The sequence below is a fragment of the Sphingomonas baiyangensis genome (assembly GCF_005144715.1).
GTDB lineage: Bacteria > Pseudomonadota > Alphaproteobacteria > Sphingomonadales > Sphingomonadaceae > Sphingomonas > Sphingomonas baiyangensis.
On the sequence record NZ_SWKR01000002.1, the window covers coordinates 1,287,562 to 1,301,105 of the forward strand.

Here is a 13,544-nt window from a genome sequence, read left to right on the forward strand (position 1 = left end):
AATCCACCTCAACGCGCATCGTTGCGACCAACGCCCGTATCGGGAGCAAACGCGAGGTCCGAGCGGTAGCGCAGGAACGCGCCCAGTCGCGCCTTCGCGGTCTCGGCAAGCGCCTCGTCGATGGCAACCGGCGCAAGCTCGGCCGGATCGCGCTTGAGGTCGTATACATCGAGGCGATCGGCGGCGACGTCGTACACGAACTTGCGGTCGCCCTCGCGATAGCCGAGCTGAAGCCCACCGGCACGCGAACTGAAATAGGCACGTCGCGGATGCGCCCTGTCGAACAGGCTGCGTCCCTGCATCCCCGTCATTGGCGCGGCGCCGACCAGATGCAGGATCGTCGGCGCAAGATCGACCTGCGACACCGGGCCCGGGGTACGCGCCAGGCGCCCGACACCCGCACCATGCAGAACAAGCGGCACGTTGACCTGCTCGTCGAAGATGTTGGTGCCATGAAACGACACGCCATGCTCGCCAAATGCCTCGCCATGATCGCTTGTGACGATCAGCAGCGTCGACTCCAACCTGCCGGCGCGCTCTAGCCGCTCGATTACGATACCCAGCGCCGCATCGACATCGATGAGCGCATTGCGCGCGCGCGCCGCCGGCGTGCCGCTCCGATCGAACGCGTTGCGCGTAGAGAAATAAGGATGATGCGTACCGTTCATCCATACCCACAGGAAATGCGGCTTCGCGGCAGGCGCGAGCGCCCAGTCCATCGCCGCGCGCGCGAGGCAATCGTCGCCGGGATGATTGTACAGGCGTGCGCGTTCGCGCCGGTCCTCGCGACAGCGCAGGTTGCGGTTGTCGACGCGCCGGTCGACGCGGTGCACGTCCAGAAAGTCGCTGACGCCGTAATTGCCCAGCTCGCCCGACATGAACAGCGCGGTGCGATACCCTCCCCTTCCCAGCGCCTCGGTCATCGTATCGACATCGCGGTCGCGCAGCATGATACTGTCGCCGCGGATGGCATTGGGTTGCGTGTGGATGCCCGTCAGCGTGGAGATCAGCGCGCGGCTCGATGCCGGATAGGTCGCATAGGCATTGCGATAGACGACGCCGCTGCGCGCCAGCCGGGCAAAATTGGGCAGAAGATCGTCGCGGTCGGCAAACGCGCCATCAAGCGCCTTGCGCGCGACCGAATCGATCGTGATCAGGATCACGTTCGGTCGCTGTATGGCGAGTGGCGACGTATCCGGCGGCAGGGCCAGCCGCCAGTCGCGATCGCCGATATCAGCCTGCGCCGCCGCTGCCCTGCGCAGCGCGCGATAGCCACGCTCCTGCCGCACGAAATGCGCCACCGGCTCGGCACGCATCCGCTTCACCAGCGGATGTTCTCCTGGCTCCACCGACAGACGCGTGGCAACCCAGCCGCTCGCGAACAGTGTCGCCAGCACGAGCACGACCGCCCCTGCCGAGGGCCGCAGCCAGCGACCGGCCGCGATGGCGGCGCCTGCGAACAGCGCGAACAGTCCCACGATCACCGCCTGCATCTGCGGGCTGATCGCGGTCGCCATGTAGGTGCCGAGCGCCTCCATGTTGCGCGGCGCGATGTAGCTTGCCCAGCTCAGGTCGAAATGCGAGCCGATCACTACCAGTGTGACGACGTTGGCGATCGTGAGCACGACGTAGACGATCGTCGCGAACATGATCGTGGCGAGCAGCAGCCGGCGGAGCGAGCCGGGCAGTGCCGTCGCCAGCCACGCCACCAGCGCAAGCAGAAGCAGCACGGCAAAGCCGCCCTGTGCTGCCGCCAGCGTCTCGACCGGGTAGTTGTCCATCGGCGCCGTAACCGAATGGTCGCGATATACCGACAGCAGCTTGGCAACGACGACGGTTAGCGCCGCACCCGAAAACAGCGCGGCCGTGATGCGTTCCCCGCCGGCAGCAGCGTGCCAGCGCGGCGCAAGCGCGGTAGCCAGATTTCCCATGCTTCGTTCCCCCGCCCACAAGGGTCGCGATACCGGTGCGCGCGGTCAAGCCATTGTCGCCCTGCACCTGCCCCGCTACACCGCCGCCCCATGAAACTGGTGATCGGCAACAAGGCCTATTCCTCCTGGTCGCTGCGCGGCTGGCTGGCGGCGAAGCATTCGGGGCTGGCGTTCGAGGAAGTCGTCGTGCCGCTTTATGACGACGCCTGGAACCAGCGCCGCGAGGGCGACGAGTTCGCGCCCTCGTCGGGCAAGGTGCCGATCCTGTGGGACGGCGACTGCGTGGTGTGGGACAGTCTGGCGATCGTCGAGCATCTCAATGAAAAGACCGGCAATACGCGCTTCTGGCCCGCCGATCTGCCCGCGCGCGCGATGGCGCGATCGATGGCGGCCGAGATGCATTCGAGCTATGCCGCGCTGCGCCGCAAGCACCCGATGAACGTCCGGCAAATCTACGAGCCCAAGCGGCCCGACGACGATGTGCTCGCCGATCTCTCGCGCATCATGGAGCTCTGGGCGCAGGCGCGCGCGCGTTTCGGCGGCGAGGGCGATTTCCTGTTCGGCGAATGGGGCGCGGTCGACATCATGTTCGCGCCCGTCGTCACGCGGATCGTGACCTACTCGCTACCCTATGCGCGCTTCGCCGGCGGCTACATGCAGGCCGTGATCGCGCATCCGCACATGCAGGACTGGATCGCCGGCGCGCAGGAGGAAGACTGGGTGATCGAGCAATATGAGCAGGAACCCGCCTAGCGACCGGCGCAGCAGGGATTGCGGGCAACGCCGCTTTCGCCGATGCGCTTGGTGATGATAAGCTCGCAATCCGCCGACCCCGTCGCGCTCACCACCGCGCTGCTCGCCGCCGAAAGCGTCACGCCCGCGCGCGGGCCGGTGTTCGATGCGCTCGAGGCGATGCTGGTGCCGCTCGGCTTTGCGGTCGATCGCTTCGTCGCGGGCGAAGCGCCCGACGGGCCGGTCGAGAATCTCATCGCGACGCGCGGTGACGGCGGCACGCACCTGGCCTTCGCCGGGCATCTCGACGTGGTGCCGCCGGGCGAAGGCTGGACCAGCGCGCCCTTTGCCCCCGAAATACGCGGCGACCTGCTCTACGGGCGCGGCGCGGTCGACATGAAGGGTGCGATCGGTGCGTTCGTTGCGGCGTGCGCGGCGCCGCAGCCGGGCGGCACGCTCAGCCTGCTCATCACCGGCGACGAGGAAGGCCCCGCGGTTCACGGCACGCGCGCGATCATCACGCGGATGGCGGCGCGCGGCCTGCGCCCCGACCTGTGCATCGTCGGCGAGCCGACTTCGGTCGCGCGACTGGGCGATATGGTGAAGATCGGCCGGCGCGGATCGGTGAACATCTGGATCGACGTCGCCGGTCGGCAAGGGCATGTCGCCTATCCGCATCTGGCCAACAATCCGATTCCCCGGCTGGTGGCGATCCTCGCCGAGATCGAAGCGCTCACGCTCGATACCGGCACCGAGTGGTTCCAGCCCTCGAACATCGAGATCACCGACCTCGCGGTGGGAAATCCCGCGCACAACGTCATTCCGGCGCACGCGCAGGCGCGGCTCAGCATCCGCTTCAACGATCGGCATCGCGGCGACGCACTGATCGAGCGCATCGCTGGGATCGCGGCGCGCCACGATCCCGCGGCACGCGTCAGCGGCAAGGTATCGGGCGAGGCGTTCGTCACGCCGCCCGGTGCGCTATCGGCGCTGGTGTCCGATGCTATCGCGGCGCGGCTGGGCATCCGTCCCGAGCTGTCGACGACCGGCGGCACATCGGACGCGCGCTTCCTGTCGGCGCTGTGCCCCGTGGTCGAGTTCGGACTGGTCAATGCGACGATGCACAAGCTCGACGAGGCGGTGGCGCTTGCCGATCTGGTCGCACTGCGCGACGTCTATGCCGAGATCATCGCCCGAGCGCTCGGCTGAGCGGCGCTGCTGCGCGCGGCAGGCGCAGCCAGGCAAGGAAGGCCGCCTCGTCCATCGGTGCGGCCAGCGCATAGCCCTGCAACACGTCGCATCCGATCACGCGCAGCACATCGGCCTGCGCGCTGCTCTCGATACCTTCACCGACGACCTCGCAGTTGAGACCGTGGACGAGATTGATGACCGCCTGCGCGATGGTGCGCGCCTCGGCGCTTCCCGCCACCTTCTCGGTCAGGCTGCGATCGAGCTTCACACGATCGATCGGCAGCTCGCGCAGGCGTGCGAGGTTCGAGTAACCCGTGCCGAAATCGTCGATCGCGATGCTGGCGCCATCAGCGCGCAACGCCGCGATGGCATCGAGCACCGCGTCCGAACAATGCATCGCAAGCTGTTCGGTTATCTCGAGTTCGAGCAGCGCGGCAGGCGCGCCGGCACCATGCAGCGCGGCGCGCAGCCGATGAAAGAACTGGACGTTATCGATCTCGCGCCGGCTGATGTTGACAGCCATGCGCTGCTGCACGCCAAGCGCGGCCCAGCGCGCGATCGTGGCGGCGACCGATCCCACCACCCACTCGCCGATCTCGACGATCAGGCCGCTTTCCTCGGCGCGCTGGATGAAGCTTGCCGGCAGCTTGAGGCCGGCGGGATGGTTCCAGCGCAACAGCGCCTCGGCACCGACCACGCGCCCGTCGCGCGCATCGAGCTGCGGCTGGAACACCATGGTGAACTGTTCGCGCTCCATCGCGTGACGCAGATCGCGCTCGAGCTGCGCGCGGTCGGCGATCTCGGCGGCAAGCGTGGTCGAATAGCGTTCGGCACGGCCGCGCCCCTGCTCCTTGGCGCGATACATCGCGGCATCGGCGGCGCGCATCAGGGCGGGCAGCGAGGCGCCGTGATCGGGACGCGAAGCGATGCCGATCGACGCGCCGATGCGCACCTCGCGCTCGGGCAGATCGAACGGATCGGCAAGCGCCGAAAGGATCGCGCGACCGATCCGCTCGGCATCGGCCGGGTCGGCGAGATCGGCGAACAACATGGTGAACTCGTCGCCCGCCAGCCGGCCGATGAGCGGCGCACCGTGCGCGCCGTCGTGGGCGAAACGATCGCCGACAGCGCGCAGCCGGTTGGCGACCATGCCGAGCAGCATGTCGCCGGTAGCGTGTCCCAGCGTGTCGTTGACCGACTTGAACCGGTCGAGATCGATGAAGAACAAGGCGGCGGGTGCCGCCGCCTCGCGGTCGGCGAGCAGCGCTTCGGCGGTCTGGCGGAAATGCGTGCGGTTGGGCAGTGCCGTCACCGGATCGTACATCGCCATACGCTGCACGTTGCCAAGCGTTTCGTGCAGCCGACCAAACAGCCGCTGCATCGAATCGGCGAGCTCGGGCACGCATAGCGAGACCGCGCTCGGCACTGCACTTTCTAGGTCACCTTGCGCGGCACGTGTCATGCGCGCGATGGCTTGGTCGAGCGCGCCGGCATATTGCGCCAGCGCACGCTCGGCTGCAGCCCAGCACAGCACCGCACAGACGATCGCGGCGATCAGCGCACGTGCCGCGCTGTCGGCGTCGGGCCTGTCGTTCGACGTAGCGAACAGCGCGAGGATGAACGCAATCGCACCGGCGCACACCGCAAACACGATGGCTCGGCTTTTCAGCGAGTGTCCTTCCATCGGTGCTGCCCTGGCCCTTCCACCCCGCTCGACCCCGGCCACCGGCACGGACATCGATCGCAGAAACTTGCACGCGAAGCGTTAAGAAACTTGCCGCACGGTCGTTCGCGCGATGGCTTCAGCCGGCCGGGGCCGAATTGCGCTTGCGTCTCAAGACGATGTAAAGCGCGCCGCTGCCGCCGTGGCGCGGGTGCGCGCCGCGTACGGCGGCGATGCGATCGGCATGACGCGATCCCGCCAACCAGTCGCCGACCGCAGCGCGAATCGCGCCGCGCGCATAAGGTCGCTCGACGCCGGGCTTGGGGGGGCGGCCCGTCACCAGCAGCAGCACACGGTCGCCGCGTGCCAGCGCCTGATCGAGCCCGCGATCGAGCAGCGCGTGCGCCGATGCGAGCGAATGGCCGTGCAGGTCGATCGTGCTGTCGGGCGCCGCCAGACCGCGCGACAGGCGGCGATCCCACCCACCGTCGAGCGTCGAGAGATGTGCCGCGCGTCCAACCGAAAACGTCGCCGGCCGAACGACCGGAGGCGACGGGGATACAGGCACTGCGATCCGCCCGGCGGGCTTGTTCGGCACCTGCGCTGGCGGCGGCGCGGCGGCGGGCGAGCGAGCCAGCGGCCGCGCGCTCGCCATCACGCGCGCCCACAGAGCGGCTTCGTCAGCGCCGAGCGGCCGCCGTGCCATTGGCGCCCAGTCGCGCAAGCGTGCCCTTTGGCACCAGCATGAACGCAGTGCCGCGTGCCGACATGCCGCCGGCGATTGCGCGCGCCTCGTCGCCGGCACCCCAGAAGGTGTCGAAGCGGTTGGTGCCCTTGATGGCCCCGCCGGTATCCTGCGCTACCCAGATGCCATTGGCATCGGCGCGATCCATCGAAAGGAACACCGGCGCGCCCATCGGCACGAAGCGCGGATCGGTCGCAACGCTCGCCTGCGCGCTTACGGGCAGGCCCATCGCGCCGAGTGGCCCCGGCCCGGTGAGTTCGCGGAAAAACACGAAGCTTTTGTTCTCGCGCATGATCGCCCGGCCTTCCGCGGGATTGGCGCGCAGATAGGCCATGATGCCCTGCATCGAGGACTGGCCGGGCTGCAACAGGCCGCGGTCGCGCATCAAGGCGCCGATGCCGGTATAGTCGCGGCCGTTCTGGCCGGCATAGCCGATGCGCATCACGCCGCCGTCGGGCAGCCGCAGCCGCCCCGATCCCTGCACCTGGAGGAAGAACATCTCGACCGGGTCGGCAGCCCAGGCGATCACCGGCGCGCGATCCGCCAGCGCACCGTTCTCGATCGCGGTGCGGTCGAAATAGGGCACGAACCGCCCGCCATCGACGCGGCCGCGAATGCGCCGCCCCTTGAACTCGTCCGAAAAGCTCGAAAGATCGATCTCGATCAGGTCTTCGGGCATGCCGTAGACCGGCACCTCATAGCCGCGCCGCCGATCACGCGAGCCGGCAATCTCGGGCTCGTAATAGCCCGTGGCGAATGCCTTGCCGTCGGCCACCTGCACCGCTTCGAAATGGTCGCGGAAAAAGTCGCGCGCATCGCCGCCGCGTGGCGCCGCCGCGCACGCCGCTGCCCAGTCGGCACCGCGCGTCAGGCCGCTCGCGTCAGTACGCCGCTGGAGCGACCCGCAACTGATCGCGAAAGCCGTGCGTGCGCGCTGCGCCGCTTCAGCGTCGATAGGTAGCGACGCAAGTGCTGGACCGGCACGATAGCCCGCCATCAGCGCGGTGGTCGCAGTGGCCGGCGCAGCGGGCGCCGCAATCGGTGCGATCGGCGTGGCAGCGATGGGCGACCGTACGCCTAGGCCGGTAGCGGCAGCCGGTCGTGCGACGGGCGGCGCGGCATAGCCCCGCTCCTGCGCGGCAGGCACGAGCGCGCCCGCACAACCCGAAAGCATGCAGCCAAATGCCGCTAGCGCGATCCCCCCCGGCAATCGCATCGCGTCAGGCCTCGTCGGTTTCGGCGAGCTTCCAGTTCGGATCGTCGCTGCGCAGGCGGCGCGCGAAGGTCCATACGTCGTGCGTCTCGACGGCGTCGGAGAGCGATCCGGCGATGACATTGCCGTCGGCGTCGCGCGTAACGGCCGCGATGTCGGCATCGAACCGGACGGTGATGCGGGCAACGCCGTTGTCGAGCGAAGCATCGGCAATCGCGGCACGCTCGATCGAGACAAGCCGGTTCTCCAGCGTCTCGCCCGCAGCCTCGCGCGCGTCGATCGCCTCGCCAAAGGCTGCGCGCACATCGTCCTCGGCCAGCCATTCGAGCGTTTCGCGATCGCCCTTCCAATAGGCTTCGAGGATCATCCGATAGGCCGAACGCGCACCCTCGACGAATTGCGGCACGTCGAACGACGGATCGGCCGCGACGATGGCGCGGATACCCGCATCGGCACGCTGCTCGATCAGCCGCGCCGCCGGGTCGCGTGGTTCGGCCGGCAGGTCGATCGTGCGCTGCGCGGCGGGCGCGCCTACCCGCTCGTCGGCGGGCTTGGGCAAGGGCTGTTCATGGCCCGTGCGCTTGCCGAGGACCGAATAGAGCCTGAGCGCGAGAAAGCCCGCGATCATCGCGAGAAGAATGACGTAGAGCACCGTGCCTCCGACCGTTGGACTCTGAACATAGGCGCGGCGGACGCGCTATTCAAATCCGGCTTGGGGCCATAGCCCAAACGGCAAGAAAGCCGCCCCGTTTCCGGAGCGGCCTTCATCACGCGTGGCGTAGCGGGTCAGATATCGTCGCCGAGTGCGCCCTTGACCTTGCCGGCGGTCTGCTGCGCCTTGCCCTTGGCTTCCTGCGCCTGGCCCTCTGCCCGCGTCTCGGGATTGTCGGACTTCTGCTTCAACTCGCCAATGGCTTCATTGACGTTGCCCTTGATCTTGTCGACGAGTTCACCCATGAAAGCCTCCTTTGACTATCGATGCGCAAGAAAGGCATCATGCCTTATCTTCGCTGTCGGGTAGTAAACGGACAGCCGTGACTTCGGTTCCGAAGCTGGTATCGGATCAGATCAAGCCCGCCAGCGGGCTCGAGGGATCGGCGTAGCGCCGCTTGCTCATGCGGCCGGCGCGATAGCTCATGCGGCCGGCCTCGACCGCCGCCTTCATCGCCGCTGCCATAAGGATCGGGTCCTTGGCTTCGGCGATCGCGGTGTTCATCAGCACGCCGTCGCAACCCAATTCCATCGCGCGCGCCGCATCGGACGCCTGGCCGACGCCGGCATCGACGAGTACGGGAACCTTGGCGCCTTCGACGATCAGCCGGATCGTCACCTCGTTCTGGATGCCCAGACCCGATCCGATCGGCGCGCCCAGCGGCATGATCGCCACCGCGCCTGCGTCCTCCAGCCGCTTCGCCGCGATCGGATCGTCGACACAATAGACCATCGGCAGGAAACCTTCCTTGGCGAGTACCTCGGTCGCGCGCAGCGTCTCGACCATGTCGGGATAGAGCGTGCGCGCCTCGCCCAGCACTTCGAGTTTCACCAGATCCCAGCCCCCCGCCTCGCGTGCCAGCCTCAGGGTACGGATCGCGCTTTCGGCATCGAAACAGCCGGCAGTGTTGGGCAGATAGGTGACACGCTTCGGGTCGATATAGTCGGTGAGCATCGGCGCGTTGGGGTCGCTCACATTGACGCGGCGCACCGCGACGGTGACGATCTCGGCGCCCGACGCCTCGACTGCGGCGGCGTTCTGCGCGAAATCCTTGTACTTGCCGGTGCCCACGATCAGCCGCGAGCGGAAGCTGCGGCCCGCCACGCTCCAGCTGTCGTCCGCAAGCGGCGCGGCATGATCGCCACCGCCGACGAAGTGGACGATCTCCAGCTCGTCGCCATCCTCCACCATCACCTGCGCCAGCGTCGACCGCGGCACGACTTCGAGATTGCGCTCCACCGCCACCTTTTCGGGCACCAGCCCCATCTCGGTCGCGAGTTCGGCAAGGCTCAGGCCGGCGCGCACGCGGCGATGCTCGCCATTGACGCTGATCGATACGGTTCCGTCGGTGTGCATGGCTGCCCCAGGGTTCATTGCGCACGGCGAACGTGTCTCGACTTGGCGCGACACGAACGGGTATGGGAAGAGCGCACGATCTAGGCGCCTGCCCGCGCCCCCGCAACCGCGAAGGAACCGCATGGTCGCCACCGTCTATGTGCTCAACGGCCCCAATCTTAATCTGCTGGGGCTGCGCGAGCCTGAAATCTACGGCGCCGACACGCTCGACGATATCGCCGGGATGCTCGAGGATCGCGCCCGCGACCTTGATCTGGAAATCGAGATGCGCCAGTCGAACCATGAAGGCCATCTGATCGACTGGCTGCACGAAGCGCAGGCCGAAGGCGCGCGCGCGGTGCTGCTCAACGCCGGCGGCTTCACGCACACGTCGGTGGCGCTGCACGATGCGATCCGCTCGGTGCGCACGCCGGTGATCGAGGTGCATCTGTCCAACCCGCATGCGCGCGAGGATTTCCGCCATACGAGCCTGGTAGGGCGCGCCGCGCGCGGCAGTATCGCGGGGTTCGGTGCGCTCGGCTATGTGCTGGCGCTTGAAGCTGCCGCGCGCCTCCACTAGGGACGCGCGCTTTCACGCATTTCGAAGATCAGGAAAAACGGGGTCGCCATGGACGAGCAGGACGAAAAGCAGGGCATGCGGATCGACGTCGATCTCGTGCGGCAGCTCGCCGCCGTTCTCGACGAGACGCGGCTGACCGAGATCGAGGTCGAGGACGGCGAGCGTCGCGTCCGCGTCGCGCGCGAAGTGACGATCGCGCCGCAGATGATGCAGGCTGCCCCCGCGATGATGGCCCCGGCACTGGCCCATGCCGCCACCCCGGCGCCGCAGGAAGCGGCGGCCGCACCGGCGGCGGCGGATAATGCCAATGCCGTGCGTTCGCCGATGGTGGGCACGGCCTATCTCTCGGCCGAACCCGGCGCGCGGCCGTTCGTGGCGGCGGGCCAGCAGGTGGCCGCGGGCGACACGCTGCTGATCGTCGAGGCGATGAAGGTGATGAACCCCATCCTCGCGCCGTCGGCGGGTACGGTGAGGGCGGTGCTGGTCGACAATGGCCAGCCGGTGGAATTCGACCAGCCGCTGGTCGTCGTCGAATAATGGCAAAGATCGAGAAGCTGCTGATCGCCAATCGCGGCGAGATCGCGCTGCGCATCCATCGCGCATGCCACGAGATGGGCATCAAGACCGTGGCGGTGCATTCGACCGCCGATGCCGATGCGATGCATGTACGCCTTGCCGATCAGGCGATCTGCATCGGTCCACCGCCCGCGGGCGAGAGCTATCTCAACATCCCCAACATCATTTCGGCCGCCGAAATCTCGGGCGCCGACGCGATCCATCCGGGCTATGGCTTTCTGAGCGAGAACGCCAAGTTCGCCGAGATCGTCGAGCTGCACAATCTGCTGTTCGTCGGGCCCAAGCCCGAACATATCCGCGTGATGGGCGACAAGGTGGAAGCCAAGCGCAGCGCCGGCGCGCTGGGCCTGCCGCTGGTGCCCGGATCGGACGGGGCGGTGAGCGACCCGGCCGAGGCAAGGGAAATCGCCGCGCGCATCGGTTATCCCGTCATCATCAAGGCCGCCTCGGGTGGCGGCGGGCGCGGCATGAAGGTGTGCGCGAGCGAGGACAGCCTGGAGACGCTGATGGCGCAAGCGGGCAGCGAGGCCAAGGCCGCCTTCGGCGACGCCACCGTCTATATCGAGAAATATCTGGGCAATCCGCGCCACATCGAGTTCCAGATTTTCGGCGACGGCAACGGCAACGCCATCCATCTGGGCGAGCGCGACTGTTCGCTGCAACGCCGCCACCAGAAGGTGCTGGAAGAAGCGCCCTCGCCCGTGCTGGGCGCCGAGGACCGCGCGCGCATGGGCGGCATCTGCGCCAGGGCAATGGCCGATATGGGCTATCGCGGCGCGGGGACGATCGAGTTCCTGTGGGAAAATGGCGAGTTCTATTTCATCGAGATGAACACGCGCCTCCAGGTCGAGCATCCCGTCACCGAGATGATTACCGGCGTCGATCTGGTGCGCGAGCAGATCCGCATCGCCGAGGGCTATCCGCTGTCGGTCCGCCAGGAAGATCTGCGCTTCACCGGCCACGCGATCGAATGCCGCATCAATGCCGAGGATGCGCGCACCTTTGCGCCCTCGCCCGGCACCGTCAGCTATTATCACGCCCCCGGCGGCATGCATGTGCGCGTCGATAGCGGGCTGTACGCCGGCTATCGCATTCCGCCCTATTATGATTCGATGATCGCCAAGCTGATCGTCTACGGCCGCACGCGCGAAGGCTGCCTGATGCGTCTGCGCCGCGCGCTCGAGGAGTTCGTGGTCGAGGGCGTCAAGACGACGATCCCTCTCCACCAGGCGTTGCTCGCCGATCCCGAGTTCCAGCGCGGCGGCTATACGATCAAGTGGCTCGAGGAATGGCTGGCGCGCGAGGACGCGGCCTGAACGGCGGGTAGGCGCGAACGCTAGAGCCTACCCAACCCCCTCCAGCGCCTTTTGCCGGCGGCGCTGGACCGAGCTCCCGATGCCGATGGCTTCGCGATATTTCGCCACGGTGCGGCGCGCGATATCGAAGCCCTTGGCGTTGAGCAGTTCGACCAGCGTATCGTCGGACAGAATCTTCTTGGGATGTTCGGCGGCGATGAGCGCGCGGATCGCGCTCTTGACCGCTTCGGCCGATACCGCATCGCCGCCATCGGCCGAGGCGATGCCCGATGTGAAGAAATATTTGAGCTCGAACAGCCCGCGCGCGCAGCTCAGATATTTGTTGCTGGTGACGCGGCTGACGGTCGATTCGTGCATCTCGATCGCCTCGGCGACGCGTGCCAGCGTGAGCGGCCTGAGGTGCGAGACGCCGTGGAGGAAGAACGCCTCCTGCTGCTTCACGATCTCGGCGGCCACCTTGATGATCGTGCGCTGGCGCTGGTCGAGCGCCTTCACCAGCCAGTTCGCGCTGGCGAGACATTCGGTGAGCCAGCTCTTGCTCGCCTTGTCTTGCCTGCCCGCCGCCAGCTCGACATAATAAGCGCGGTTGACCAGTACGCGCGGTAGCGTCGCGGCGTTGATCTCGACCGCCCAGCCACCCGCACGGCGCGCGACGAAGATGTCGGGCACGACGCCCTGCGCGGGTTCGCCGCCATAGCGGCAGCCGGGCTTGGGATCATAGCCGCGCAATTCGCGGATCATGTCGGCCAGATCCTCGTCGTCGACGCCGCAGATGCGCTTCAGCTGCGGCAACGCGCCGCGCGCGACGAGATCGAGATGCTCGATGAGGCGCGCCATCGCCGGATCGTAGCGATCGGCCTCGCGCGCCTGAATGGCGATGCATTCGGCCAGATCGCGCGCGCCGACGCCGGTGGGGTCGAAGGTCTGGATCACCGAAAGCACCGCCTCGACGCGCGCGAGCGGAACGCCCAGCCTGTTGGCGACGTCGAGCAGCGACACCGTGAGGTAGCCGCATTCGTCGATCTGGTCGATCAGCTGCGCGGCGATCACCATGTCGGGCCCGCCGAGCACCTCGCCCGCCTGTGCCATCAGATGATCGGCGAGCGTCGCGTCGGCGGCGGCGAAACTGTCGAAATCGGGGCCGTCGTCACCGATCGCACCGCTGCCCGAGGTTGCGCCGCCCAGACCAAGCCCGCCGTCGAGCCCGCCGATCGAATCGGCGGCGCTGTCGTGGTGGAAGCTCTCAGCGGCGAAATCGACGTCGAGCGACTCGCCCGCCGCCGCGCCACCAGTGGCGAGCAGCTCGTCCGAGCCGGCGGGTTCGTCGCGCGGTGCGGCCGCGGCCTCGTCGGGTCCGCCTTCGCGCTCGACTGCGGGGCCGTCATCGTCGCGTGCGGCTTCGAGCAGCGGATTGCGCTCGAGCTCCTCGGCGATGAAGCCCTCGACCTCGAGGTTGGAGAGCGCCAGCAGCTTGATCGCCTGCTGGAGCTGCGGCGTCATCACCAGCGATTGCGACTGGCGCAGATCGAGGCGCGGAGCGAGGCTCATGG

At 67.7% G+C, this 13,544-nt stretch carries 13 protein-coding genes; 5 read left to right on the forward strand and 8 right to left on the reverse strand.

Features of this window, described 5'->3' with window-relative positions:
- Positions 1-8: 8 nt before the first annotated feature.
- Positions 9-1,931: a sulfatase gene (locus tag FBR43_RS09505; RefSeq protein WP_136942915.1), complete on the reverse strand. Its 1,923-nt coding sequence runs from the start codon at positions 1,929-1,931 to the stop codon at positions 9-11.
- 90 nt (positions 1,932-2,021) lie between these two features.
- Here FBR43_RS09505 and FBR43_RS09510 point away from each other — a divergent pair, with 90 nt between their 5' ends.
- Entirely contained in the window at positions 2,022-2,684 is a 663-nt protein-coding gene (locus FBR43_RS09510) for a glutathione S-transferase family protein (RefSeq protein WP_136942916.1), read from the forward strand.
- A 54-nt stretch (positions 2,685-2,738) separates the two neighbouring features.
- Entirely contained in the window at positions 2,739-3,872 is a 1,134-nt protein-coding gene (dapE, locus tag FBR43_RS09515; protein WP_249276527.1) for a succinyl-diaminopimelate desuccinylase, read from the forward strand.
- Here dapE and FBR43_RS09520 read toward each other — a convergent pair.
- From FBR43_RS09520 to thiS, 6 genes are all read right to left on the reverse strand, one after another.
- On the reverse strand, positions 3,850-5,538 hold the full coding sequence (locus tag FBR43_RS09520; RefSeq protein ID WP_136942917.1) for a putative bifunctional diguanylate cyclase/phosphodiesterase: 1,689 nt from the start codon (positions 5,536-5,538) through the stop codon (positions 3,850-3,852). The genes dapE and FBR43_RS09520 overlap by 23 nt on opposite strands.
- Before the next feature lie 118 nt (positions 5,539-5,656).
- Positions 5,657-6,223 carry a Smr/MutS family protein gene (locus FBR43_RS09525; RefSeq protein WP_249276528.1) on the reverse strand — a complete coding sequence of 189 codons (567 nt, stop codon included), beginning with the start codon at positions 6,221-6,223 and terminating at the stop codon, positions 5,657-5,659.
- The gene (gene mltA, locus FBR43_RS09530) at positions 6,198-7,436 is read right to left on the reverse strand and encodes a murein transglycosylase A (protein ID WP_136942918.1); all 1,239 of its coding nucleotides are present in this window, start codon (positions 7,434-7,436) and stop codon (positions 6,198-6,200) included. Before mltA ends, FBR43_RS09525 begins: the two co-directional genes overlap by 26 nt.
- 46 nt (positions 7,437-7,482) lie before the next feature.
- A complete protein-coding gene (locus FBR43_RS09535) occupies positions 7,483-8,103 on the reverse strand; it encodes a Tim44/TimA family putative adaptor protein (protein ID WP_394344047.1) in 621 nt (206 codons plus the stop codon).
- A 158-nt stretch (positions 8,104-8,261) separates the two neighbouring features.
- Positions 8,262-8,432 (reverse strand): CsbD family protein, encoded by a 171-nt coding sequence (locus tag FBR43_RS09540; RefSeq protein WP_136942920.1) that lies wholly within the window; start codon positions 8,430-8,432, stop codon positions 8,262-8,264.
- A 106-nt stretch (positions 8,433-8,538) separates the two neighbouring features.
- Complete coding sequence (gene thiS, locus FBR43_RS09545) at positions 8,539-9,543, reverse strand: sulfur carrier protein ThiS (protein WP_136942921.1); 1,005 nt, start codon at positions 9,541-9,543, stop codon at positions 8,539-8,541.
- A 121-nt stretch (positions 9,544-9,664) separates the two neighbouring features.
- Here thiS and aroQ point away from each other — a divergent pair, with 121 nt between their 5' ends.
- From aroQ to accC, 3 genes are read left to right on the forward strand one after another with little or no spacing between them, the layout of a single operon-like run.
- Positions 9,665-10,102 (forward strand): type II 3-dehydroquinate dehydratase, encoded by a 438-nt coding sequence (gene aroQ / locus FBR43_RS09550; protein WP_136942922.1) that lies wholly within the window; start codon positions 9,665-9,667, stop codon positions 10,100-10,102.
- Between the two features lie 48 nt (positions 10,103-10,150).
- Positions 10,151-10,639: an acetyl-CoA carboxylase biotin carboxyl carrier protein gene (gene accB / locus FBR43_RS09555; protein ID WP_136942923.1), complete on the forward strand. Its 489-nt coding sequence runs from the start codon at positions 10,151-10,153 to the stop codon at positions 10,637-10,639.
- A complete protein-coding gene (gene accC / locus FBR43_RS09560) occupies positions 10,639-11,994 on the forward strand; it encodes an acetyl-CoA carboxylase biotin carboxylase subunit (protein WP_136942924.1) in 1,356 nt (451 codons plus the stop codon). The genes accB and accC overlap by 1 nt, the downstream gene beginning before the upstream one ends.
- 27 nt (positions 11,995-12,021) lie before the next feature.
- Here the strand turns inward: accC and rpoN are convergent, their stop codons facing one another.
- Positions 12,022-13,542 (reverse strand): RNA polymerase factor sigma-54, encoded by a 1,521-nt coding sequence (gene rpoN / locus FBR43_RS09565; protein WP_136942925.1) that lies wholly within the window; start codon positions 13,540-13,542, stop codon positions 12,022-12,024.
- Positions 13,543-13,544 lie beyond the last annotated feature (2 nt).